The sequence below is a fragment of the Brevibacterium sp. S111 genome (assembly GCF_004745075.1).
Classification (GTDB): Bacteria; Actinomycetota; Actinomycetes; order Actinomycetales; family Brevibacteriaceae; genus Brevibacterium.
Map to the genome: position 1 here is coordinate 1 of NZ_RHFH01000015.1, position 25,179 is coordinate 25,179.

Annotated in this window: 21 protein-coding genes; 14 read left to right on the forward strand and 7 right to left on the reverse strand. The window is 63.4% G+C overall.

Features of this window, described 5'->3' with window-relative positions; genetic code table 11:
* Positions 1-398 precede the first annotated feature (398 nt).
* From EB836_RS15130 to EB836_RS15150, 5 genes are all read left to right on the forward strand, one after another.
* Positions 399-1,601 carry an IS110 family transposase gene (locus EB836_RS15130; RefSeq protein WP_135541854.1) on the forward strand — a complete coding sequence of 401 codons (1,203 nt, stop codon included), beginning with the start codon at positions 399-401 and terminating at the stop codon, positions 1,599-1,601.
* Between the two features lie 159 nt (positions 1,602-1,760).
* On the forward strand, positions 1,761-2,354 hold the full coding sequence (locus EB836_RS15135; protein WP_135541856.1) for a hypothetical protein: 594 nt from the start codon (positions 1,761-1,763) through the stop codon (positions 2,352-2,354).
* Positions 2,355-2,545: 191 nt separating this feature from the next.
* Positions 2,546-3,028, forward strand: coding sequence for a hypothetical protein (locus EB836_RS15140; protein WP_205683386.1), 483 nt, complete (start codon positions 2,546-2,548; stop codon positions 3,026-3,028).
* Positions 3,025-4,014 (forward strand): PDR/VanB family oxidoreductase, encoded by a 990-nt coding sequence (locus tag EB836_RS15145; protein WP_135541860.1) that lies wholly within the window; start codon positions 3,025-3,027, stop codon positions 4,012-4,014. The genes EB836_RS15140 and EB836_RS15145 overlap by 4 nt, the downstream gene beginning before the upstream one ends.
* 87 nt (positions 4,015-4,101) lie before the next feature.
* Positions 4,102-5,583, forward strand: a complete 1,482-nt coding sequence (locus tag EB836_RS15150) for a sodium:solute symporter family protein (protein ID WP_135541862.1) — start codon at positions 4,102-4,104, stop codon at positions 5,581-5,583.
* Between the two features lie 59 nt (positions 5,584-5,642).
* Here EB836_RS15150 and EB836_RS15155 read toward each other — a convergent pair whose 3' ends face one another.
* Both EB836_RS15155 and EB836_RS15160 read right to left on the reverse strand, forming a co-directional pair.
* Positions 5,643-6,836, reverse strand: a complete 1,194-nt coding sequence (locus EB836_RS15155; RefSeq protein ID WP_135541864.1) for a M20 family metallopeptidase — start codon at positions 6,834-6,836, stop codon at positions 5,643-5,645.
* A 107-nt stretch (positions 6,837-6,943) separates the two neighbouring features.
* A complete protein-coding gene (locus tag EB836_RS15160) occupies positions 6,944-8,200 on the reverse strand; it encodes a hypothetical protein (RefSeq protein WP_135541866.1) in 1,257 nt (418 codons plus the stop codon).
* A 264-nt stretch (positions 8,201-8,464) separates the two neighbouring features.
* Here EB836_RS15160 and EB836_RS15165 point away from each other — a divergent pair, with 264 nt between their 5' ends.
* The 3 genes from EB836_RS15165 to EB836_RS15175 all read left to right on the forward strand — a co-directional run bounded on the left by EB836_RS15165 (position 8,465) and on the right by EB836_RS15175 (position 12,425).
* Positions 8,465-9,202, forward strand: a complete 738-nt coding sequence (locus EB836_RS15165) for a helix-turn-helix domain-containing protein (protein WP_167854477.1) — start codon at positions 8,465-8,467, stop codon at positions 9,200-9,202.
* A gap of 166 nt (positions 9,203-9,368) precedes the next feature.
* The gene (locus tag EB836_RS15170; RefSeq protein ID WP_135541869.1) at positions 9,369-10,625 is read left to right on the forward strand and encodes a cytochrome P450; all 1,257 of its coding nucleotides are present in this window, start codon (positions 9,369-9,371) and stop codon (positions 10,623-10,625) included.
* Positions 10,626-10,733: 108 nt separating this feature from the next.
* Positions 10,734-12,425 (forward strand): aromatic amino acid lyase, encoded by a 1,692-nt coding sequence (locus EB836_RS15175; protein ID WP_240690041.1) that lies wholly within the window; start codon positions 10,734-10,736, stop codon positions 12,423-12,425.
* 78 nt (positions 12,426-12,503) lie between these two features.
* Here the strand turns inward: EB836_RS15175 and EB836_RS18665 are convergent, their stop codons facing one another.
* On the reverse strand, positions 12,504-13,646 hold the full coding sequence (locus EB836_RS18665) for a PDR/VanB family oxidoreductase (protein ID WP_167854478.1): 1,143 nt from the start codon (positions 13,644-13,646) through the stop codon (positions 12,504-12,506).
* 235 nt (positions 13,647-13,881) lie between these two features.
* Between EB836_RS18665 and EB836_RS15185 the strand changes: the two genes are divergently transcribed.
* Both EB836_RS15185 and EB836_RS15190 read left to right on the forward strand, forming a co-directional pair.
* Positions 13,882-15,384, forward strand: a complete 1,503-nt coding sequence (locus tag EB836_RS15185; protein WP_167854479.1) for a sodium:solute symporter family protein — start codon at positions 13,882-13,884, stop codon at positions 15,382-15,384.
* A 104-nt stretch (positions 15,385-15,488) separates the two neighbouring features.
* Positions 15,489-15,884 (forward strand): MmcQ/YjbR family DNA-binding protein, encoded by a 396-nt coding sequence (locus EB836_RS15190; RefSeq protein ID WP_135541873.1) that lies wholly within the window; start codon positions 15,489-15,491, stop codon positions 15,882-15,884.
* Positions 15,885-15,908: 24 nt separating this feature from the next.
* On the opposite strand, the gene EB836_RS15195 is transcribed toward EB836_RS15190, so the two are convergent.
* Positions 15,909-16,718, reverse strand: a complete 810-nt coding sequence (locus EB836_RS15195; RefSeq protein WP_135541875.1) for a hypothetical protein — start codon at positions 16,716-16,718, stop codon at positions 15,909-15,911.
* A gap of 169 nt (positions 16,719-16,887) precedes the next feature.
* Between EB836_RS15195 and EB836_RS15200 the strand changes: the two genes are divergently transcribed.
* Together EB836_RS15200 and EB836_RS15205 are read left to right on the forward strand one after the other, a co-directional pair.
* On the forward strand, positions 16,888-17,748 hold the full coding sequence (locus EB836_RS15200; RefSeq protein WP_135541877.1) for an aldo/keto reductase: 861 nt from the start codon (positions 16,888-16,890) through the stop codon (positions 17,746-17,748).
* Positions 17,749-17,892: 144 nt separating this feature from the next.
* Positions 17,893-21,519, forward strand: a complete 3,627-nt coding sequence (locus tag EB836_RS15205) for an SNF2-related protein (protein WP_167854480.1) — start codon at positions 17,893-17,895, stop codon at positions 21,517-21,519.
* Here EB836_RS15205 and EB836_RS15210 read toward each other — a convergent pair.
* Complete coding sequence (locus EB836_RS15210; RefSeq protein ID WP_135541880.1) at positions 21,497-22,219, reverse strand: TetR/AcrR family transcriptional regulator; 723 nt, start codon at positions 22,217-22,219, stop codon at positions 21,497-21,499. The genes EB836_RS15205 and EB836_RS15210 overlap by 23 nt on opposite strands.
* A gap of 158 nt (positions 22,220-22,377) precedes the next feature.
* Between EB836_RS15210 and EB836_RS15215 the strand changes: the two genes are divergently transcribed.
* Positions 22,378-23,328 (forward strand): 2-dehydropantoate 2-reductase N-terminal domain-containing protein, encoded by a 951-nt coding sequence (locus tag EB836_RS15215; protein WP_135541882.1) that lies wholly within the window; start codon positions 22,378-22,380, stop codon positions 23,326-23,328.
* Between the two features lie 95 nt (positions 23,329-23,423).
* Here EB836_RS15215 and EB836_RS15220 read toward each other — a convergent pair whose 3' ends face one another.
* Positions 23,424-23,843, reverse strand: coding sequence for a helix-turn-helix transcriptional regulator (locus EB836_RS15220; RefSeq protein WP_135541884.1), 420 nt, complete (start codon positions 23,841-23,843; stop codon positions 23,424-23,426).
* Positions 23,844-23,845: 2 nt separating this feature from the next.
* On the reverse strand, positions 23,846-24,298 hold the full coding sequence (locus EB836_RS15225) for a hypothetical protein (protein ID WP_135541886.1): 453 nt from the start codon (positions 24,296-24,298) through the stop codon (positions 23,846-23,848).
* A gap of 90 nt (positions 24,299-24,388) precedes the next feature.
* Between EB836_RS15225 and EB836_RS15230 the strand changes: the two genes are divergently transcribed.
* Positions 24,389-25,114 carry a hypothetical protein gene (locus EB836_RS15230; RefSeq protein ID WP_240690043.1) on the forward strand — a complete coding sequence of 242 codons (726 nt, stop codon included), beginning with the start codon at positions 24,389-24,391 and terminating at the stop codon, positions 25,112-25,114.
* Positions 25,115-25,179 lie beyond the last annotated feature (65 nt).

Consider the following 25,179-nt stretch of genomic DNA (forward strand, 5'->3'; position numbering starts at 1 on the left):
ACCTGAGAGGTGCCCCTTTCTTGGCCGGGAATGTTGACTTAGAACATCACCATTTTCCCAGCTCAGGAGGGGCATTTCCATTCCACGAACGGCTTGATCCGGCTACTTACATCGGTGGATCAAGGTTAAGTAGCCCTACCATCCGTCAGGATAGAAGGGGTCGCTGGCCTGAGGATCCCGGCATGATTTAGTCCCCCAGTCACCATGATCAGGGGGGTGTAGTCACCGGGGTTCGAAGGCACCAGGGAAATCGCTGATAGGGGCCAGAACCACTGGCAGAACACATGCCTTGAGCCCGACCGTAACGTGGATGCCGAACCTTGGAGCCACACCTAACATCACCGGCCAGCCGAACCACAACCAATATCCGATCACATGAGTCGAAGAAGATGAGTGACATGATCACCAACCACGCTGACATCGACGTATTCATCGGCATCGATGTCGGCAAACACAACCACCACGCCGTCGCCCTCAACCGCGACGGAAAACAACTGTTGTCGAAGGCGCTGCCGCAGAACGAAACGAAACTGAAGGCCCTGATCACCCGACTGCGTAAGCACGGGCAGTTGCTCGTCGTCGTTGACCAGCCCGCCACGATCGGGGCCCTGCCGGTGGCGGTGGCTCAAGCCGAGGCAATCCCGGTTGCCTACCTGCCGGGGTTGGCGATGCGTCGCATCGCCGACTTACACCCCGGTGAGGCGAAGACCGATGCCAGGGATGCCGCGATCATCGCCGAGGCCGCCCGGACCATGCCCCACACTCTGCGGGGCATCCGGATTGCCGATGAGAACGTCGCCGAACTGTCGATGCTGTGCGGCTACGACGATGACCTGGCCAAGCAGGCCACGGCGACATCGAATCGGATCCGCGGCCTGCTGACCCAGATCCACCCCGGATTAGAGACCGCCATCGGCCCGCACCTGGACCACCCAGCGATGCTGGCGCTATTGGCGAAGTACCCGACGCCCAAGGCCCTGCGGCACGCCGGCAAACACCGAGTCGAGACTCTCCTGCGCAAGCAGGCACCGCGGGCCTGGAAACGGTGGGCGGCAGCGATCTTCACCGCCTTAGACGGGCAGACGGTCGTGGTGTCGGGCACCGACGCGGCCGGGCTCGTGCTGCCGCAGTTGGCAACTTCATTGGCGAAGACACGCACGTCACGGGACGAAGTGCTGGTCCGCATCGAGGAGCTGGTCCAGGCGCATCCGCTTTTCGGGCTCCTGACGTCGATGCCGGCAGTCGGCGTCAGGACGACGGCGAGGATCCTGACCGAGGTGGTGGGTAAGGACTTCGAGTCTGCCGGACACCTCGCCTCCTATGCCGGCCTGGCACCAGTGACCTGGCGGTCAGGGACATCGATCCGGGGAGACCACTCGTCGCGGCGGGGGAACAAGATCCTCAAACGAGCCCTGTTTTTGTCGGCCTTCGCGGCGTTGAAGGACCCATTGTCGAGGGCGTATTACGACAAGAAACGTGCCGAGCATAAGAAGCACAATCAGGCGTTGATCGCGTTGGCTCGCCGTCGTTGCAACGTCCTGTACGCGATGCTTCGCGACGGTGCCTACTTCCACGCACCCGAGGCGGCGACCGCCGCCTGAACCGACCGGTCACGAAGTGCCTGACCAGTTCGGGAGACGGTTCCCGGACAGATCACCCCTGCCCCTCGACCCCGACCGAATTTTCTAGAGAAACCTGACCTTTGCCCCTTGACGAAAAACATAGGGGCACCCCCCGGCGGAAGGCAGCGAACCTATCCCGTGGTCGAGTCCCATCGCTGGATCTGGGCGTGGTTCGGTGATTCGGAACTGGCCGAGACGACACCCGTCCCCGACACCCACTGGATGGACGACCCCGACTGGGACCGGGTCACTCATACCCGGCTCATGGGTTGCAATTCCGGTCTGCTGCACGACAATCTGCTCGACCTCACACACGAGTCCTTCCTCCACACCTCGACGATTGGCGATGACGCCGTGTTCGAGAACGGAGTGACCATCGAAGTCGAGGATAACATCGTAAGTGTCGACCGATTCATGCCCGGATGCTATCCTTCCCCGCTGTTTGCGAAGGTTACCAACGCCGAGGTGGTCGATCGCTGGCATACGACCGAATTCCAACTGCCGTCGGTCCACGTCATCCACGCCGGCGTGGTTGAACCGGGCGGGCGGCGTGAAGACGGGTATCGGTTCGAAGTCCTCAACGCCATCACTCCCGCCAAGCAGGGCCAAGCATGGTACTTCTACGCGTTCTGCCGAAATTTCGAGGTTGGCAACGAGGAGATGAACGAGGTGCTGACGGAGAGCCAAGGAACCGTGTTGGACGAGGACGCGTGGGCTCTCGAACACCAATAGGCCAGCCGTGATTCTTCTGATGACGAGATCGACGACGTCCTCATCGCTCAGGACGCCGGCGTCGCCATGGCTCGCCGGGTGATGAACCACCTCCTCACTGCTGAACGTGAAGCCATCGCCCAGTCGGATCCTCCGCTGTCCCGGACAGAACAGGGACCGGGCTCGGCTCAGCCCCGGGTGCGTGCGCTGTGATGGTCATCCTGCGCTCCGGTGCAATCGCGAAGGAAGTCGAACCGTCGGGCCGGGTGAAGATCGCAGCCGCGCCCGACAACGGTCGAGCCAATGAACCCTGGCAATGGCGGCTGACCATCGGCGACAGCCCGTCGGGCGAATCGAACCTCAACGGACAGAACCTCAGACTCAGCAATCCGGGCTCCAGGGGAGAGAAAGTCCTCGAACTCGTGTGTGAGAAGAACCTCGTCACCGGGGCCATGAAGCTGGAGACTCTCAGCTCGCAGAGTGATCTCGAACGCGCGGACGGGGAGCTGATGGTCATCTACATGCACTCGGGCGAACTCGCCTTTGACCAGCATCGGCTCGGAGCCGGTGACGCGGCGATCATCTCGGGCAGCGAGCACTTCACCGTGCGAGCAGAACCGGTTGCCGAGCAGGCCGATTTCGCGCTTGTCCGCCTCGGTTCGGCCACGGACACTGGATTGGTGTGGATCCCATGACCAAGCGGGTCTACACGGCAGGAGTCTATGCCGAACGCGACATGATGCTCACCGTCCGAGCCAGAGAAATCATCGCCGAGGGGGTTCTGCGCTTGGAATTTGTCCGCTCTGACGGTGGACCGATGCCGCCATGGGAACCGGGTGCTCACATCGAGATCGATGTGGCTGATATCGGGATCCGCCACTATTCCCTCATCGGTGATCCCCGAGACCGAAGCAGGTGGCAGGTCGCAGTTCGTCTCAACGACCTGTCCACGGCCGAAGCTTCCCTGCACCTGCATCGGAACTCGGAGATTGGAGACGAATTCCACGTCATCGCCCCGCGGAACAACTTCTCCTTCGCGGCTCCGACGAAAGACCAGACACTGCATTTCATTGCCGGTGGAATCGGGATCACACCATTGCTGTCGATGATCGAAGCAGCCGAAGAAGCAGGGGCGGACTGGAAGCTCACCTACCTCGGCAGGACCCTCGAGTCCATGCCCTTTCGGGACCGCCTCGGCGAGTTCGGTGATCGTGTCCGGATCATTCCCAGTGCGGATCGTCCGGCCGGGCTCATCGAGTCCTTTCTCGACACGGCCTCCCCGCAAGGGCGAGTCTACGTCTGCGGTCCCGAAACCCTCATCGATGAGGTCGGGGAGCACAGCGCCCGTCGAGGGCTGACGCACCGCAGCGAGCTCTTCGTCCACTCAGGCGGCAACGGGCTGCGTGAGGACGACGGGCCCTTCGACCTCGTCTGCGCTTCCAGCGGCGTCACGGTCGAGGTCGGCGGCTCGGAGACGATCATCATGGCCTTGGAACGCCACGGGATCAGACCCCGGACCTCCTGCGAGATGGGGGTGTGCGGAACTTGTGAGACCGGAGTGATCCGCGGGGCTCCCGACCACCGTGATTCCCTCCTCAGCGAGGACGAACGAGAGCGAGGTGAATCGATGATGATCTGCGTCGGCCGTGCCCTCAGCGACGAACTGGTCGTCGACCTCTGAACCGTATCCGTCCCATATCCGTTTCGGCACGTTGTCGAACAGATAGTCCCCGGCAATCGACACATTTCACCACAAAGGAGTCGTGACATGTCACTGCGAACCTGGCTCATCGGCGGTCTGATCCTCTATTTCGTCGTCCTCTTGCTCGTCGCCTTCGTCAACAACCGGAACAAGGACCGGCGAGCCTACTTCCTCAACTCGAACAAGACGCCCTATTGGATCCTGGCCACGGCTTTCGTGGCGGCGTGGTTCGGCGGGAACTCAGCACTCATCTCCGTCGATGAGTCATTCACCCAAGGCTTCGGCGGATGGTGGGTGCTCGGGGGCCCGACAGTCGTCGCGGTCATCGTGATGTATTTTTTTGCCCGTCCGATTCGCAGGCTGGGTCTGCTCACCCAGAACGGTATCGTCACGAAGCGCTACAACCAGACGGCAGGCAACATCCTCTCGGTGCTGTTCATTCTCTTCTTCATCACGTGGGCCGCCTCGCAGATGGTTGCGGTCGGGAACTTCCTCGCGCCTTTCATCGACACCTCTTACCTCGTCGCCGTTGTGATTGCAGTGGTCATCTCACTCGTGTATTCGGCACTCGGCGGGTTCAAAGGCGTGGTGATGACCGAGATGATCCAGTTCTTCCTGCTCACTGCTGGGCTGCTGGTGACGATGGTCGTGGCTATCGGCAACTCCGGCGGCCTCGAGGCGATCACTCACTCACCAGCAGCCAGCCAGTCCTCGAACTATTTCAATATCATCACCTCGTTCCCAGCTAACCTGGCCTACATCGTCGGCTTCTCTCTGGTGTTCATCATTGACGGTTCAATCTGGCAACGCTTGTCGGCAAGTCGAAATCCGAACGAGGCCCGTAAGGCGACCGGGCTTGCTCTCATCATCTTCATCCCTCTCTTCGCCTTCGTCTCGATCACCGGCGTGGCTGCCGCGGGGATGTTCGACACGCTTCCTGAGAATGGAATCGTCACCACGATCATCACTGATCATCTTCCCGCAGGCCTCGGCGCGGTCGTCTTCGTCGGGGTGGCCGCAGCGATCATGTCCACTATGTGCACGGCCCTCCACGCGGCTGCGCTGTATATGTCGGAACTCTACGAGAAGTACGTCCAGCCCGACTTGAGCAACAAAGGCAGCGTGCGAGTGGGTGTAGTGACGACGATCATCGCCTGCGGACTCGGCTTCGTCGTTGCCATCCGACTGCAGGACGCGCTCGCTGTGCTCTCGATCGCCAGCAACATCCTGGCCGCCGGTGCTTTCGTCCCAGTCATCGGTGGCTTCGTGTGGCGACGTGCCACCTCGTCAGGAGCAATCGCCTGCATGATCGGCGGTGGCGGATTCGTGCTGTACGACTACCTGGGACGGTTGGGAATGCCCCTCCCCACGTTCTGGCAAGAGGAGAGCACAGCTATCATCCTCGGCGTAGTGATCGGACTTGTCCTCTATATCAGCGTATCCCTCATCTCTGCGCCGCAGACTGACAAGCATGAAGCTTTCATCAGGAGCGCAGGACTCAACGTTGAATCAGGCCCGCCGGAAGTGGCGGAGCCGGTGGACGAATGAGGTGGTGCGGCCGAAATGTCTCCCGGCACCTCTCCGAGGCTATCGGTGCGGGCCGCCGTTCATCGATTGCGCAGCCATGCTGCGTTGGCGAGGAATTCGGCGACATCATCGATTGACGAATCGGCAAAAGAGGCACGCGGAGAGTGGTTCGTCTCCGTCGCATCGCCTTCCGGTTCGGCACCGATGAGAGCAAACGTTCCGGGCACTTCTGCAAGTACGTGAGAGAAGTCTTCGGAGCCCGACAGAGGTTCGGTCATCTTTTCGAACCGGTCGGCACCGAAGACTGTTTCTATGACCTGCTCGGCGTAGCCGGCCTCGGCCGGATTATTGACGGTCACGGGATAATCTGGCATGACCTCGATCTCAGCGCTCAAGCCGTAAGCCTCGGCCGTGGAACGGGCCAGCTGCTGCACGGCTTCGAGCAGACGCACCTTGACGTCGGGGGAGAAGCTGCGTAGCGAGATTCGCATCTCCGCCGACTCCGGAATGATGACCGAATCATTGCCGGCCTGCAGTGAGCCGAGGGTGGCGACGACGGGCTCGAACGGTCCGAACTTCCTGGCAACCACGGTATTGAGCCCCATACCGATCTCACAGGCCACGGGCACGGGGTCGAGGGTGCGGTGCGGCACCGACCCGTGGCCGCCCATACCCTGTACGACGATGCGGACCTCGTCGCAACCAGCCATCACGGTGCCCGAACGCAGACCCCAGACGCGGGGCTCGAGCATGCCGGAGAAGACATGGGTGCCGAAGGCTGCAGTGACCGGCTTGTCAGCTGCGTCGAGCAAGCCGTCTTCGAGCATCCACTTCGCACCCACAAAGGCCTCTTCGGCCGGTTGAAACATGAACATGACGTCGACGGTGAGTTCGCTGCGCCGAGTGTGGAGCAGATGGGCAGCTCCGATCAGTCCGGCCGTGTGCACATCGTGACCGCAGGCATGCATCCTTCCAGGCTCCTGGGAGATGTAGTCGATGTCGACCTTCTCCTCCACAGGCAGACCATCCATATCGGCCCGCAGTAGGATCACTGGCGTCTGCGGGCCGGAGTTCGGTGCCCGCAGTATGGCGATGATCGAAGATTGGCGCTCGCCGGTGCTGATCTCGAGCCCGTCGAGGTCGGCAAGGGCCTTGAGCACCTGAGCCTGGGTGCGCGGCAGGTTCGTCCCGATCTCAGGATGGCGGTGGAGGTCGTGGCGGATCGTGCGCACGAAGCTCTGAAGCTCCGGGGTGATGGTCAGCGGTGCGGTCATGTTGGTGTGTTCCTCTGCGTGTGTGGTTAAGGGATGAGGTCTGGTGGCTTCCGGGCTGTGTGAGTCGGGGCTAGCGCCCGCAGTGTCAGTGCGTGGGCTGGCCGGCGCTACAGCGTGCTCACCAGCACCGAGGCGACGACGACCGAGCCGGTCGTCACAGTCGTGAAGCCGCCGATGAGCATCGGCGGGAAGATGTGGCTCAGCAGCGCCTCACGTTCGGCTTCGTTGCGGGCGACGCCTTCGGCGACTTCCTGGCAGATGATGAAGTCTCCGGGGAAGCCGAACAGTGCGGTCAGCGCTACAGGAGTCGCCAGATTCCGGTCGAGTCCGAGCATCCTGGCCGTGACCAGACCGCCCAGAGCGATGCCGAGAGGGCCGAGGATCAAGATGACCAGAGTGGGCACAAGAGCGCTGATGAGGTTGGCCGGGGTGATGGAGCCCACGGCCACGATGACGACAAGGGTCACAGTCACCGTGGCGAAGCCGAAGCTGCCGGCCTGATCGAGCGATCGGCTGGGCAGAACTCGGAACGCCCGCAGGGCGAAACCGAGGACGAGGCACCACAGTGAGTAGCTGACACCTGTCAGCTCCCCGATCCACATTGCCGCCAGCGTGCCTGTCAGCAGAAGCAGGAGGACGACTGCGGGGGAGTAGAGACGCATCGGCAGCAGGGGCGCCGGTCCCTCGTCTTCTGTGGCGGTGGCATTGCCTCCGTTGTCGGCGTAACCGATGCCGCGCGCACCGTCGGCATCAGTCCCTGCGCCACCCGTGCCGGCCGCTCTGGCTGCGGCATCGACGATCAGCTGCGTCCGGGACGACTCCGCACTCCGTCGGGCCACCCAAGTCTTCGCGTAACGACGCAGGAAGACGATGGCGATCGGCAAGCCGATGATCTGCTGCAGTGCAAGGATGAGTGCCGGAATCGGCACCAGCGCACTCTGGCCTATTTCGGTCAGTCTATTCGTTGAAATGAGTGTGGCAATGAACCCGCCGGCAACAGGGCCCGCGCCCGCCACAGAAGCGTCATAACCGATGATCAGAGAGCCAACACCGACGACGAGCACCACTGCTCCGATCATTCCGGCCAGTGCTACGAGCACGTATTTGTACTGGATCTTTAGCGTGGACATCGGCATCATCGTTCCCAGGTGCATGATGAGTACTCCAGTCAGCAGGTTCCCGGCTGCGATGAGTATGTGGTCATTGACCGCATCCTGGCTGAGCAGCCCGGACCATACGGCTATCAGGTACAGACCCATGCTGATGAGCAGAGACGGTATGCGAGCGCGGGTGAGATTCGCGATGATCTCCCCGACCGCCATGCACAGCAGGAGGCCGAGGGCGAGAATGATTGGTGCGTACAAGACACGTCCTTGTGTGAAAGTCGGAGCGGACGCCTCATCCTCCGGCGGTGTGATCTCGGTCAACAAATCCGATTCTCAGTCGCTGAGAATCTATATCTCGGTTCGAGGTCTGGCAGCCCGATTTTGCTCCACCGCCCAGCACGACCGTAAGGTGTGCCCAATGTCCGATTCGCGGACGAGCAGACGCCTCTGTCGTGGCTCATCTATGATCAGCAGATGGCGGTCCAGTCCCGCCCCCGGAAGCAAGGGTGCGAGGAGTTCGGGATGATTGAGGACACGGGTTCTGGCCGGGACACCGCCCTGGTGCGCGGTCTGCGAGTCCTCAGCTGTGTAGCCGAGTCCGGTGAGATGAGCGCGAAGATGCTCGCCGATGAACTCGGTCTGCCGCTGTCGACGACCTATCGTTACCTCAAAGTGTTGCGCGAATTCTCTTTCGTTGAGGAGTTTGACGGACGTTATCTGCCCAGTTCTCGGCTCAGCTCATGGTCCGGAGGCAATGCCACTCGTTCGCATCTGCTCGAAGTCGGCCACCGTTTTCTTCGTCGGCTCAGCGCGTCCACGGGGCGGACCTCCGTCCTGGCTGTCCGGGAGGGGCGCAACGCCATGTGCCTGCGGCAGTTCGCGCCCGACGAGGACGCCGATATCGCCTTCCGAACTTACGAGCTCTTGCCGCTCGACCGGGGCGCCGGCCAACGAGTGCTGTTGGCGCATGCGCCCGGGCAGGTCATCGCCGAGGTGGTCGCCGAGTCTGACTACCCCGAGGAGAAGCTCCTCAACTCGCTCCGACTGATCCGCAGCAGCGGATTCGCTTACTCCCAATCCGAGCTGCGAGCCGGTGCGAATGCACTGTCGTGCCCGGTCGCGGTTCGCGGCGAGGTCCTGTGCTCGTTGACTCTCGCAGGTCATTCCGACCGCTTCGGCAATGCCACGGCGGCGTCCCTCAAGCCGATGCTGACCAGGGCTGCCGATGAGTTGCAGACGGCGCTGAGCGAAGTGTGCTGAGTGAAGCGGGCCGATCCCGCCAAGGCCCGTTCCCGCGAGATGAGAATCGGATTCGCCCGGTGCCAGCAGAGTGCCTAGTCTGCTGGGGAGCCTACCGTCTCGGCGACGACGACTGGGGGTGAGACAGCGATTCGGTTCGCCCGCGAGAGAGCAACGGAGGTCATTCATGGTGAGCACATCGACGCATCCGAGCGTCCAGAAAGCCAATCCCTGCACCCCGACTGAGAATGCCCTGGACATCCCCTTCCTCGACGAAGATCCATACTCGCTGGACAATCTCTCGAATCCATATCCATTCATGAGCCGACTGCGAGCCGCCGGTCCTGCTGCCTGGCTGAGTCAGTACAGGGTGCCCGCTTTCGGCCGTGATGCCGAGGTGCGTGAGATTCTCGAGGATTACCGCACTTTCATCTCCGAGGCGGGCGTCGGCAGCGTCAACATCCACCACAACCCGCCTCTCCGCAAACCCGGGATCCTCGAAGTCGACCCGCCGCTGCACACACGGATGCGTTCGGCGATGGACGGCGTCATCACGCCCCGACGGCTGAGACCGCGGCGAAAGGACTTCGCCACCTACGCAAAGACCGTCATCGATGAGATCCTGTCGACAGGGGGCGGGGACTTTGATGCCGCGCGCCTGGCCGAACAGTATGTGCTGCGCGTTTTCGGCGACGCGGTCGGCATTCCTCGCGAAGGCCGAGCCGCGAATCTTCTGGTTCAGGGGGCGGCGAACTTCGCAACTTTCGGACCGCAGAACGAGATTGCCAAACGCTGGATCGATGAGTCCGAAGGAACTTATGACTGGGTACTGGCAAACTGTGCTCGTGAGGTCCTCGACCCTTCCGGAATGGGCGCACAGCTGTGGGAGTTCGCCGACTCGGGAGAGATCACCCCGGAAGAGGCGACGCTGCTGGTCAGAGCTCTCCTGTCGGCCGGGCTGGACACGACGATCTTTGCGATCACCAACACGCTCAATACCCTGGCCCGGCACCCCGAACAGTACGCGAAGATCCACGCCGATCCGCGGTTGGTGCGGTTCGCGATCGACGAATCCTTCCGGCTCGAAAGCCCGTTCTATGCGTTTTATCGAACCACGTCGAAGGACACGGTCCTGTCCGGAGTCGAGATCCCCGCCGAGACGAAAGTGCTCGTCTTCCCCGGCAGCGCAAACAGGGACGAAACCCGATGGGGAGACGACGCCGACGTCTATCGGTTCGACAGGGACTCGAGCGGGCACCTGACATTCGGGATGGGCATCCACCAGTGTGTCGGCCAGCCGATCTCGCGAATGGAGATGGACGCCTTCCTATCCGCCTTCGTCACCCGTATCGCGAGACTCGAACCGACCGGCCCGACCGAGCCCCTCGTCCATACCACGCTGCAGAGTTATGCGACGGTGCCGTTGAGAGCGCATGCGGCCTGACGCCTAATCGTCAGTTGAAGGACAGAAGCTCGAACAGCTGACTGCGATGATCCACCACCACAACAGCCACGCACGGAGACCAGTGCGACTCGAACGAGAGGACTCGATGTGATCGATACCGCCGCAGCCTGCAGCCGCGAGGAGTACCCCGGAGAGGAACTCGTCCTCGGACTTGAACCTGCCACGCTGGAGCAGCTCATCGACGTGGCGCGGTTCCGCCGGCGAATTCGCCTGGCCCCGGAAGTCGAACGCCATTGTGCAAGGTCACGTGAATGGCTCGACGATGTCATCGCCCGCATGCGCGCCGGTGAGCCCGTCGAAGCGATCTACTCCGTCAACACCGGGTTCGGCTCTCTGGCCGGACGTCAGGCTTTCCCCTCGGCCGATGATGCCGCCGAGCTCTCCCGGCGACTCATCCTCGCCGATGCTTCCGGTGTCGGCCGAATCGTCGATGAAGAAGTCGTGCGTGCCACGATGTTCATCCGCGTCGTCTCCCTCACCCAAGGCTATTCGGCGATCCAATGGGCACTCGTCGAAGGGCTTGTGGCCATGCTCAACGCCGATGTGTGGCCGGCCGTTCCCGAATACGGATCGCTCGGCGCCTCCGGAGATCTCATTCCGCTGGCGCATATCGCGCTCGTGCTCACGACCGCTCCAGATGGCAGCGCCGAACAGGAGAACTCCGGAGAGGCGATCCTCCACGGCCGCGTCGTGGCCGGACATGAAGCCATGGCTGCCGCCGGGCTCACCCGCATCCCCGTCGGAGCCAAAGACGGACTCGCCCTGCTCAACGGCACCTCGTTCTCACTCGCCCAGACCGCGCTCGCCGCCTGGGATGTGCAGGGTGCCCTCCACACCGCCGAGGTGACCGCCTGCCTGTCGATCGAAGCTCTGCTGGGATTCGGCGACGCCTTCATCGCCGAACTCCACGAAGCACGTGGACATAAGGGGCAGATTGAGGTCGCTGAGCGGATGCGCGGATACCTGCACGATTCGCAGCTGACGACGGGCGATCGGGACAATGACCCGCAGCGCCAACCGCCGCAGGACGCCTATTCTCTGCGGTGCGTGCCGCAGGTGTTCGGGCCGATCGCCGACACTCTCGATTTCGCCTTCGGGATCATCGAGCGGGAGATCAACGCGGCAACAGACAATCCTTTGGTCTTCCCGGATCTCGATCGCGACCTCAAGGCCGTCTCGGGCGGGAACTTCCACGCCGAGTACGTCGCCTTCGCCGCCGACTTCCTCTCGATCGCGGCCACCGAGATCGGCAACATCACCGAACGGCGGATCTTCCGCCTCGACGACGGCACCCTCAATCGGGGTCTGCCGGATATGCTCGTCGACTCCGACCAGGTCGGGCTCGACTGCGGATTCATGCTCCCGCAGTATCTGGCCGCCGCCCTCGTCTCCGACTGCAAGACGCTGGCCCATCCCGATTCTGTCGACTCGATCCCCACCTCGGCGAATCAGGAGGACCACGTGTCGATGGCGAACAACGCCGGCCGGCACCTGCGACAGATCGTGGCCAACACCGAGGTGGTCGTCGGCGTCGAACTGCTCATGTCGGTGCAGGCCCTCGAACTGCGCCTCCAGGCCGGTCGGCCCGACGGCAGCGCCGTGTCCGCAGCCGACCTGTCGACGACGGCACAGAAGGTGTCGGCGATGCTGCGGTCGACGTCCGACGAACAGGGAAAGACGATTGCCCACCTCACGCGTGACGTCGTCCTCTATCCGCAGGTGCGCACAGCGGCATCACTGGTCAAACAGCGTGCGGTCCTCTCTGCCGCCCGCGGCTGACACACAAAGTGCCCGGTGACGGCTGCGAATCGCGGCCGTCACCGGGCACTGCTCTGTGCTGAGATCTGGTTTGCCGTCTCAGAGGTCCAAGGCGATGCGTTTGCCGCAGGCGCGGGAGACGCAGATCATCATCGTCTCCTGTGCCGCGTGCTCCGCGTCCGACAGCACCGAATCTCGATGGTCGGCCCGCCCGTCGAGGATGACGGTCTCACAGGTGCCGCAGGTGCCCTTCTGACACGAACTCAAGGTCCGCACACCGGCCCGTTTGAGAGCGTCGATGATCGTGCACCCGGCCGGCACATCGATCTCGGAACCGTCTGCGAGTTCGACGACGAAATCCTCGTCGGCGACCCCGGTCTCGCCCGCCGCGACCCCGGTCTCGCCCGCGACTCCGCCGCCGTCGTCGGCGGCCGTTCGCGCACCCGAATCCCTCGCCGAGGCGGTCCCGCCGACACGCGACCCAGGCCGTGCCGGGGCGCTCGCCTCCCTGTCATCGTCGAAGTTCTCACTGACCACTGAAATGCTCGGATGCTGTGCGAAACCGACTTCGAGGGCCCGCATCAGCGGCACGGGACCGCACGTGTACACGGTAGTCGGGTCCTTCCTCGAGGAAGCCCATGCCTCCGCGGCGCACACGACATTCGGACGACCGGCCGCCTCGGTGATGTGGATCGTCACCTTTTCTGGTCCATATTCTTCGACGAGGTCATCCGCGAAGGCCATCGATTCCTGCCGACGTCCGACGTAGAGCAGATGCCAGTCACGGCCGGCGACGTCGGCTGCGGCGATCATCGCGGTCAGCGGGGTGATGCCGATGCCACCGGCGACGAAGTACGCGGGGCCGGTGCCGGCGAAGCCGAAGGTGTCGCGGGGGCCGCGAATGAGCAGGGACGAACACGAGGGGAGATTCTCGTGCAGCCAGGCAGATCCGCCGCGACCGTGGCGCTCCCGCAGTACCGCGACTCGCAGCGAATCGGTCGGACCGGCCAGAAGCGAGTAGTGGCGGATCGCCGGCCCCTCGGGCAGGGGCACTGCCACCTCGATATGGGCACCGGGACAGGGCGCCGCCTCGGTGGGGGAGAGGTCGATTCCGAGCACCTCGGAGGTGAGGGTCCGGACGCCGTCGACGGGGACGGGACGGAATCCCTGACGAATGAGCATGTCGAGGTCGATGCCGTCGAAGTCGCCGATCGCGGGACTGCCGTGCATGGTCACCGTCATTGGTCCTCCAAGCTTCAGGGCCCTCAGCGCTTCGTTCGGGCCGGGTAGGTGCCACCAGTGTGGGCGGGGTGAGGAGAGACCCGCGATCCGCATTCTCAGTCGCTGGGAATCGCAGTTGTCGCCTTCGGCAGCTCAGCAGAAAAGTGGTCGTCAACCGTCAGCGGCGAATGCGGTGCAGCGAAAGAGCTGCCACATCTTCGCTCACGGTCACGGCTCTCTGCGGAAGGAAACAACGGTGTCTCCCTTTTGGCTCATCGGCGCGCTCGCCGCCTACTTTCTCATCCTCCTCGGTGTCTCCCTGTACAAGAGGCGCACCGCTACAGAAACCGACTACTTCCTCGGTGGGAACACGATGCCCGCCTGGATGCTGGCCATGGCATTCGTTGCCACCTGGTACGGCGGCAACTCGGCCCTCATCTCCGTCGACGAGGCGAACACCCAAGGCATGGGGTCATGGTGGGTGCTCGGCGGCCCGACCGTCATCGCCGTCATCGCCCTCTTCTTCCTCGGGCCGATCATCCGCCGGGCGGGTCTGCTGTCCCAGGACGGAATCATGACCTCGCGGTACAACAAGACGGCCGGGACAGTGCTCTCCGTCGTCACTGCGATCTACCTCATCGTGTGGGGTGCCAGTCAGATGGTGGCCCTGGGCCTGTTCTTCATGGTGTTCTTCGAGATCAGCTTCGCCTGGGGCGTGGCCGTGGCCATCGCGTTCTCGCTGGCGTATGCGATGATCGGCGGGTTCCGGGCCGTCGTGCTCACCGAGACGGCACAGTTCGGATTCTTCATGCTCGGGCTCATCGTCACATTCGTCGGAGCCGTCATCGTCTCCGGCGGCCCGGACGCGATCATCCAGACGATCGAGACCAAACGCGATGCGGCATTCCTCAACCTGTGGGAGGGCTTCGGTCCGAACCTCGGGTACGTCATCGCCTTCGGTCTGGCATTCACCATCGACCCCGCCGCCTGGCAGCGCCTGCAGGCGACGAAGTCGCCGAAGGAGGCGCGGAACGTCACCGTGCATGCGATGGTCTACTTCCTGCCGCTGTACTTCCTCGTCGTCTTCGCCGGCATCGCTTCGATCGCAGCGTTCGACGAACCTCCGGAGCAGGGGCTCGTCGCCACGCTGGCCACCAGCCATTTCCTGCCGATCTTCGGTGTCATCGTCTTCATCGGCATAGCAGCAGCGATCATGTCGACGGTCTGCACGACCCTCAACCTGTCCTCGCTCTACCTCACCGAGCTCACGACGAAAGCTCTGCGCCGCGACGTCGAGGAGAAGCAGAAGGTGTGGATCGCTCGCGCTGCGACCCTGGCGGCTGCGATCATCGGGTTCGTCGTCGCCGTGCAGCTGCCGAGCGCGCTGACGCTGCTTGCGCTCGCATCCGAAATGTTGGCTGCCGGAGTCTTCTTCCCTCTCGTCCTCGGCTTCTTCTGGCGGCGTGCGAACTCCGCTGGAGCAATCGCCTCGATCATCGGCGGAGGCGGATTCATCCTCTACGGGTTCCTCATCGAACTCGGCGTAGCCCTGCCTTCGTTCTGGGGAGAAGGCTCGGTGACAAGGGTGCTCATCGGTTTGGCCATCAGCTTCGTCCTCTATGTGGGCGTGTCATTGTCGACTCCTGCCGAATTTTCGAAGGCAGATGAGTTCGTCGGGAGGAGCCGTGGTGATTCTGCAGGAACAGCTACCGGCTCGATTCTCGACGACGCTGGAAAGGGCAACAACGCAGTGAGCTGACAAGCGTAGACAACGACCTGTCGCAGTAGGCCTACCGGAGTAGTTCCAATTCGGGTCGTCTGAAAGGGGTCGCTCGGCGACCATCTGCGGCGTACGGTTGATTCATGGCGCATCCGCAGATGTTCGATGACGACGATCCGATGCTCGAGCGGGTCCGCGCGATCGCGCTCAGCCTGCCCGAGGCGGCCGAGAAGATCTCCCACGGCAGACCGGCCTTCTTCACGAAGAAGATCTTCGCCCACTACGGCGGCACCGAGAAGCTCGCATCGGGGGAGATGGTGCAGCACCCGCAGGCACTGCTCGCCCTGCTCGACCCCATGGACGCCGAGGTGGTGCTCGAGCGTGCGGATTCCTTCGTTCCGATGTACCTCGGTCCTTCCGGCTGGGTCGGTCTCGAAATCGTCGACCTCGACGACGTGGAGATCCGAGAACTGCTTGTCGATTCCTATCGGAGCACCGCCTCGGCGACGTTGATCAAGGCCCTTGACGCTCAGGAATGAGCGCTCAATGTTCCCGCTCGGCGATCAGTCTCGAACGGTCCACAGAAGCTGCTGGTCAGCTTCGACCCGTGGGCGCCGCACCCTCTCAACGATGAGCACGATCAGCCCCACCGCTGCGACGATCACTCCACCGACGAACCCATAGAAGGGGGACCCGTGCTGCACCACCGAGAACTCCTGACCAGTGACGGAGTCCCCGCTGCAGGTCAGGCTCGGCGGCAGGTAACTGGCGGTGACCGAGAACCCCAGCACATCGTTGCCGCCGACGGATCCCGGGCAGATCCCGAAGCCGTCCGATTTCGAGTACCACTGCAGGTACTGGCCGAGCATCATCAACGGCAGAACGAAGACCCCGACCGCGACCAGAAGTAGGGCCCAGCGGCCCACGGCACCGTCGGTGCGCCCCGACCGCGTCGCACCGATCAGCCTGGTTACCGCGAACGCCAGCAGCACACCGAGGAGCGCCGCGACGCTCAGCGCGGCGAGCCCGGCCGAGGTGGCGAACATCGCCGAGGTGACCCCCGAGTGTTCAATCATCGTCGTGCCGCCGTCATAGGTCGAGGCCTGGCAGACGAATCCGAACGGTGATCGGTCGACGACTTCAATTGCGCCGGGGTCGACTCCGAAACTGTCCGTCAGATCGGGACAGGCTTCAACGCCGACGCGTGAGCGGGCGACGGCGGACGAGATCCACGATGTCACCCATTGGGCGAGGTGGAGAAGCAATGCGATCCCCATGGACACGCACGGCAGCAGAAACGCCATCTGCCATCGTGAGAGGCGACGAACATGGCGAAGGAATCCCCGCTCCACAGCTCGTGCTGTTGTCTCCATATCTCTACGCTAGCCCAAGACGGGTTGTCGGAAGTCCGTTCCGGGTGTCTCCTGCGGGTGGATCCATCTCGAATTCGGCGTCGATATCGCGGTGGATCCACCCGCAGGAGACACAATCCGGTCATAACCACCCTGGTCAGCGCCACCTCGGCGGACATAGGGTGGAACCATGGCCAACTCCTTTGAATACACCGTCCCAGCCATCATCCCCAACCTCGACCTCAATGACGGGCGTGCGATCCCGCAGCTCGGGCTCGGCATCTACGCGATGAAGGGTGAGGAAGGCATCGACGCAATCGATGCGGGCATCGACAATGGCTACCGCCTCCTCGACACCGCGGTGAACTACGAGAACGAGCGCGAGGTCGGGCAGGCCATCGTGAACAACGGCATCCCACGCGAGGAACTGTTCGTCACGAGCAAGATCCCCGGCCGCCACCACGGCTTCGACGAGGCGATCGCCAGCACTGAGGAATCGCTGGCCCGCCTGGGTCTCGACTACCTCGACCTCCACCTCATCCACTGGCCCAACCCCAGCGTCGGCAAGTACGTCGAGACCTGGGAGGGCCTCATCGAACTGCGCAGACGCGGTCTGGTGAAGTCCATCGGCGTCTCGAACTTCACCGCCGAAATGCTCACCGAGCTCGTCGAGAAGACCGGCGTCACCCCGGCCGTCAACCAGGTCGAGCTCCACCCGTACTTCCCGCAGACCGAGCTTGTGGATTTCCACAAGTCGATCGGCGTGCAGACCGAGAGTTGGTCCCCGCTCTACCGTGACCAGGGGCTTTTCGATGAAGCCCCCATCGCCGAGGCGGCCGCCGCCCACGGCGTGACCCCGGCCCAGGTTGTCTTGCGCTGGCATATCGAGATCGGCAGCATCCCGATTCCGAAATCCGCGAACTTCGAACGTCAGCGTTCCAACGCCGACGTCTTCGAATTCGAGCTCACCCCCGCCGAGGTGGCGGCGATCTCCGGACTCGAGCGCGGTCGCATGAAGGACCGGGATCCGCTCACCCACGAAGAGATGTGAGGGTCGGTCGGCTCTCGGGGAGGCAAGCGGTGACCCGGGAACCGGCGACCCCGGACGACCGGAGGCCGTTGTGCTGGGTACGGAGTGTTGGTCAGCCGCAGTCGTGTCACCGGAGGATGGAAGACTGGTGGCATGGATCGAGCCATGACCGTTGTCCCGAGGGACGAGCTGAAGAGTTTCGCTGACCCCGGTACCTTCGCGCGCGGCAGCGACTACGCACGGAGGGGCAACGTGCTGCGGATCGTCTGGCACGAATTCGACCAACAGCTCGTCGCCGATGTTGCCGGCACCACCGGGCTGTATGAAACCACGATCACCTTCGACGACTTCGACGATGACGGGCCCGGCGAGATCATCGACACCGCCTGCACCTGCCCGGTCGGCTACGACTGCAAACACTGTGTCGCCGTGCTTCTCGTCAACAACCAGCAGATGCTCGAACAGCGGACCTCCGCGATGTTGGACGCCGACTCGGGACTCTCACCTGGTGCAGATGAAGCGGAACCGATCTGGGGATTCGACCCGTCCGACAGCGGAGCGATCTTCGGCAGCGGACGACCACCAGCTAGACCTCCCCAGAAACCGGAATGGCGCCAGCGTTTCGACCGCATCGTCGAAGTCACTCGCCGAGCGACGACGCAACCCGAGACTCTGGCGCTCGGCTTCGAACTCCACCGTCCCCCGCAGCGCAGCTACTTCAACCGAGGACCCTCACGGCTCAAGGTCGCCGAGATCCCCGACGAACCCGACATCCAGCTGCACCTCCGACCGCTCGTGCCCGGGGCGAAGAACAACTGGATCAAAGGCCAAGCCGGATGGCATTGGTTCACCTCACGACTGAACGCCTCCCGCTTCGACGTCGAGCAGTTCGAATGGTTCTACCGACTGGTCACCCTCGACGACGGGTTCGGCCGGTACGGCTCTGCGTCATCGGCGACGATCCGACTCGACGACTTCGGCTCACCTTTCCTCTGGGAACTGCTCGGCCGGGCCGCCGACCTCGACATCCCTCTCGTCAGCGCCGACAAGCAGATCGACATCCGGCTGGGCCGGAAGGCCGAACTCCATCTCGACGTCACCCGCGATGACAACGCCCTCGTCCTCAGATCCGCGGTTGTCATCGACGACCGAACGGTGCCGGCCCACGATGTGCGACCGATCGGTCTCGACGGAGTGTACAGCGTGGACATGGTTGGGAAGACGAAGGCCGCGATCACCCTCGCGCCGCTGACCGAGCCGATGACCGAGGCGCAGCGGACAGTGCTTGAGAGTGCCGTGACGACCCGGATCCCCGCCGAGGCGCACGACGACTTCTTCGACCGCATCCTCCCGCTCCTGCGCACACCGACCGACCGGCGCGGCCGCGCCCGTGACGGTCGCGCCCGTGATGGCGGAAATCCGGGCACAAGCGCGAGTGGCAATGTCGGCCTTGCGAACAGCGGCCCTGCGAACAGCGGAAACGCCGGCACACTCAGTGGCGAGCGCATCATCAGCAGCGACGGATCAGTCGACCTCCCCGTCGAGAGGTCCCCGCACCTCAACCTGCACATCGCCTACGAGATTTCAGGCAAGTCCAATCGCAGCCGCCGGACCACGAAGACATCCACCACGAAGACCCCTTCCCCGGACATGCGCCTGAACTGGTCCTGGATCTATTATTCTCCGCAGCGGACATGCCCCCTCGTGCCTCATCACAGCGAGTTGGCCAATACGCAAGGAGGTCGTGATCAGAAGTTCGAACACGCAGTGCTCCGACGGCTGCGCGCCATCGACCCCGACGCCGCGCGCACCGAGTCACGCACCCTGACCGGCATCGACGCCGCCACGTACAGCACACGAGTGCTGCCCCGCATCCAGGATCTCGACGACGTCACCGTCACCTTCGCAGATGCCGATAACGCCCCTGACTTCCGCGAACTCGAGGAGACTCCGCAGGTGAGCCTCCGTACTTCGGCCACCGATGACTCGGACTGGTTCGACCTCGGCATCGACGTCACCGTCGACGGCCACGAGATCCCTTTCGTCGACCTGTTCACGGCACTCGCGCAGGAGCAGTCCCACCTCATCCTCGATGACGGTTCGTTCTTCTCCCTCGAGAATCCCGTCTTCGACCGACTGCGCGAACTCCTCGCCGAGGCGAATGCCCTCGACGGTTTCTCACCGGAGAACCCGCAGATCAGCCGCTACCAGACGGCCCTGTACGACGAACTCGAGGACCTCGCCGACGATGTTGCCGACGATCCCCGATGGTCCGAACTCATGGACGGGCTGAGGGACCTCGATGCCGTCGCCGAGGTGGCCGTGCCCGAGACCGTGAACGCGCAGCTGCGGCCCTACCAGGTGGAGGGCTTCCGATGGTTGGCATTTCTCCGTGAACATCACCTCGGCGGGATCCTCGCCGACGATATGGGCTTGGGCAAAACCCTGCAGACGCTCGCCCTCATCGACTACGACCGGATCGAGCGCGAAGCTCAGCCCACAGCCGAACCCACGGTCGAACACGTGGATGAGCACGCGGCGGAGACGCGGGTTCCGTTTCTCGTGGTCGCCCCCACCTCGGTGGTGGCCAATTGGATGCTCGAGGCCCGCAAGTTCACTCCGCACCTGACCGTGACCGCGGTGGGGGAGACTGCGAAGAAGCGCAAACGCCCAGTCGCCGAGGCGGTCGCAGGCGCCGATATCGTCGTCACCTCGTACGCGGTGATGCGTCTCGACATCGACGAATTCGCCGGTCTCGATTGGGCGGGCGTCATCTTCGACGAAGCCCAATTCATGAAGAACCATCAGGCGAAGACGCACCGGGCAGCGAGGCGGCTCGACGCCCCGTTCCGGTTGGCGATCACGGGTACGCCGATGGAGAACTCGCTCACCGATGTGTGGTCGCTGATCGCAATCACCTCGCCGGGGCTGTTCCCGAACGCGAAGCGCTTCCGGGAACACTACGTTCGCCCGATCGAATCAGGCGAAGATCCGAGCCGCATGGATCGTCTGCGGTCGCGGCTGCGGCCATTCATGCTTCGGCGAACGAAGGACCTCGTCGCAGCGGATCTGCCGGAGAAGCAGGAGCAGGTGCTCACAGTCGAACTCGAGCCGGCGCATCGGCGTCTTTATGACACGGTGCTGCAGCGCGAACGCAAACAGGTGCTCGGGCTCCTCGGCGACTTCGAGAAGAACCGGTTCGCGATCTTCCGGTCGCTGACCCTGCTGCGGATGCTCGCGCTCGCCCCTGGGATCGTGGCCGACTACGCGGACTCCGGGATCGCCTCGAGCAAGCTCGGTGCGCTGATGAGCCATCTTCGCGAGGTCCGCGACGAGGGTCACCGGGCTCTCGTGTTCAGCCAGTTCACGAGCTATCTGGGTGCGGTTGCGACCGAACTCGAGGACAACGGGATCGACTACGTCTACCTCGACGGGTCCACGAAGGATCGGACGAAGGTCATCGAAGCCTTTCGTGAGGGCAGCGCCCCCGTGTTCCTCATCAGTCTCAAGGCCGGCGGGTTCGGACTCACCCTCACCGAGGCGGACTACGTTTTCCTGCTCGACCCGTGGTGGAACCCGGCGGCGGAGTCCCAAGCCGTCGATCGGTCGCACCGGATCGGGCAGACCCGACAGGTCATGGTCTACCGGCTCGTCGCCGAGAATACGATCGAAGAGAAGGTGCTGGCGCTGCAGACGAAGAAGGCCGACCTGTTCACCGCGCTCATGGACGAGGGCAGCGCGTTCAGTGAGGTGATCTCGGCCGCGGACATCAAGGGCCTGCTGGAGGGGTGAGCGGTCTTCGATCTGTCGGAGAGGCAGATTCAAAGACATCCTTGAGCGCCATCCGGCTGGGGCGAGGCAGCGGTTCCTGGTCGTCGCGCCCTTTCGTCTCGAAGCTCTGCAGCAGATAGGCGATGAGCCGCCTTGAGAGATCGTGGGCGTGCTCGGGCGGAGCCGCACTGACACCGCTGTTGGCGAAGAAGATGAGCAGCAGGTCGCTGGGGTCGAAGTCGCGGCGCAGTCGGCCGGCATCCTGGGCCCGGCAGACGAGTTTCGCAAACGTCGCTTCCGCGTGATTGCTCTTCTCGTTCACTCCCGAGTCCTCGGTGATCGTCGTGATGAAGGCCTCGGTGAAACCGCGATCCTCGACCTGCATCCGGCCGAGCTCGTCGACGAATCTGCAGAAGCCATGCCACGGATCCGGGTCGGCCGCGGCATCGTCGAGGATAGATTCGCAATGAGTGATCTGAGTCGAGAACACCTCGTCGATGAGTGACCTGCGATCTGGGAACCGGCGGAACAGGGTGGCCGCGCCGACCCCTGCACGCCTGGCGATCGCTGCCATGGGGGCATCGATGCCTCGGTCCGCAAAGAGCTGCCTGGCCGCGGCGACGATACGAGCCCGGTTCTGGGCGGCATCAGCACGCAGCCTCGGACGTGCGGGGGCGAAGCCATCAGGTTCTTGCGCCTCGATCTGAGTCGACTCCGCCATTTCTTCTCTCACTTCCGCCGGATTCGGAATGCCGCGATGGTTCCTCTGCTTAGCCTATACGTAAGTGGAAACTGCATTCCACATACTGTGGAGCGGCGCGATGCGCCGAAAGGTGCAGAAGTGAGAGACGCCGGAAGGCGCAGAGGAGAGTCGCAGAGATGAAGATTTTGATGTTCGGCCGCGGGGTCATTTCGACGCTGTATGGATGGGCCCTGGACAAGGCGGGGAACGACGTCGACTTCTACGTTCGACCCGGGCGCGCCGTCGACTTCGGTCAGTCGGTCGATCTGGACATCAGAGACGGCAGGAAGAAGTCGTTGAAGGGGGCACCGGTGACAGGACCGTGGCCCATCAAGCTGCGTGAGGACCTCGAGGCTGATCACGACTACGACCTCATCATCGTCAGCGTCAACCACGACCAGCTGGAGACCGTAGTCGACTACCTCAGTACACGGGTCGGCAGAGCCACTGTGCTCATCTTCAACAATATCTGGGCCGAACCCGCAGCTGCGATACGGTCGCTGCCCCGCGATCACGTCGTGTGGGGCTTCCCCGGCGGCGGAGGCGGATTCTCGGGCAATACTCTGCGCGGCGGATTTATGAGGACCGTCTTCTTCGGCGATATCGACGGGTCGAGCCACACCATCCGGCACCGTGAAGTCACCGAGCTCTTTGAAGCCGCCGGATTCTCGGCTTCGCACGTGGCGGATTTCCGGAGCTGGCTGTGGTTCCACTTCATCCTCGATGCCGCCATCATGATCGGATGGCTGCGCATGGGAAGCTTCGACGCTCTCGTCCGATCCCGGCTGGCTCTGCGCGAAGTCGTCCGACTCATCCGTGAGATGATCCCCGTGCTCACGGCGAAGGGAGGCGCCGCACGGCTCGGTGCGGGTGCGGTGAAATATGTTCCTGCAGGCGTCCTCGCGCTTGTGTCGGGGAAGCTGTTGGCCGGTGACTCCATCTCCGCTGTCATCATGAGGCAGGCCCAGGACGCCGGTCACATCGACTACGAGGCGAAGGCCGTCTACCCGCGAGATGTCCTCGCCGATGCCCGGCGTCTGGGTGTCTCGGTTCCCAAGCTCGAAGAGAACGAACCGGCTTTCAAATAGATCCTGACGACTGCGCACCGGCCGATCGGGCCCGGCGGGCGTCGAGGCGAGGGCGCGACGGACGAACGGACCCGTCGCGCGGTCAGGTCGACTCGCTATCGACTCGGAACCTCGACGAGGTTGCCCTTGATTTTGCTGAGGAAGCTCGCCCCCAGCGGAGTCAGGTCCAGCAGCTTGCGCTTCGCCCCGGTCCGCGGCGCATCGGCGGCTGTGCTCTGCAGGAACCCTGAATCCTGCAATCGTTTGATCGTGCGGTAGAGACCGCGCTCGGTGATCTGCCAGCCGGTGGCGGCGGTGACCGCCTCGGCGACGGTGGAGATCTCGGCCGGCTGATGCTCGGCAACGAGCGACAGAGTGATCGGGGTGAGCATCGACTTCTTGTAGGTCTCGACCCAGGACTCGACGCGGTGGTCGAGCCACTCCCGCTCTTCCGGGGTGAGTGCGGCCGAGCTGCCGTTCGCCCCAGCTGTGATGTCGATTGCCTCGTTCGTGGTGCCGCGAGACTCTGCCGCCATCCTCAGTCCTCCCAGCCGCGGCCGAGGACTGAGCCGAGGAGGTGGACCAGCAGTCCAAGCCCCCACAGGGAGCTCATCACGATGGTGGCCCCGAACCAGGAGCTCTCGAGCAGATTGCGAGCCGCGTCTCCGGCGCCGTCGACTTCGAAGCCTAGGAACATCGCCCGGAAGATCGCGTGCAGATTGAAGGAGGTGGTGACGGTGACGAACGCGATGACATGCGCGATGACGACACCGAAGCGGACGCGTTTGAGCACGGTCAGTTTCCGCCACAGCCACACCACGATTCCGAGGGCGACAAGCGCGGTGAGGATTCCAGCGAGGATCGTGATCTCGCCGCCGGTGGCCGCAATGACGATCTGAACGATGGCCATGGCGAGCACGAGGCCGAGCGTGTACGGGAGGAGAAGCGCACGGGCGTTGGCTGGCGATGACGTCTGCGGGGCCGTAGTCATATTGGTACTGTACCTATGGTTCACTTCCTGTTGCAAGGGCCGATTTCGCACGATCTCTCGGGCAGGGCCCACCTATGTGAGAATGTCACCGTGGAGATCGAAGTCAGGCACCGGCGCGCTCTGCGCGGCACCCTCGCCGCAGCATTCGCGACCTTTGTCGCACTGACGTCGCACATCCTCGGCGGGGGATCCTTTCCGACCGCGATGGGTGTCATCGTCCCGCTGGCGCTGTCGATCCTCGTCTGTGTCCTCCTGTCCGGGCGCCACTTGTCGCTGCCGCGGCTGACGGTCTCGGTCGGAATCAGCCAAACGCTCTTCCACCTTCTGTTCTCCCTCTTCACTCCGCACGGTTCCGCATCGCTGAACGCGACGGCACGCTCCGACAACGGTCTCGCCGCGCTCCTCGGCTCGCACTCTCACCACTCGCCGGCGCACGGAGTCCACCACACGGCGATGCACTCGACGCCCGGCGGCTTGGTGCAGATGACTCATGATTCCGCAGTCATGCCTGCCATGGACGGTTCTGTGGGTGCAGCAGCCCAGATGCATTCGCACTCGTCGCCCGCGATGCTGCTGGCCCATTGCGTTGCCGGGATCGTGACGATCGCGATGATCTACTGGGCTGAGCGACTGCCGGTCATGCTCGGCGAGTTCGCCCGCCTCATCATCCGAGCGGTCATCCCGCGTCTCGTCACCATCAGGGCGCAGATCGAGAAGCCGCGGTCGCTGATCGGCTTCGAGCCCGAACTGCCTCGCAGCCTCGGTGTGTGCCGATCCCCGGTGTTGCGGCGAGGGCCACCGCAGCCTGCTTTCTGACACTCATCACATCCGCGCATCGGCTCTCGTGAGTCGGTGCGATCACTGCTGACCGTATCTGGTCG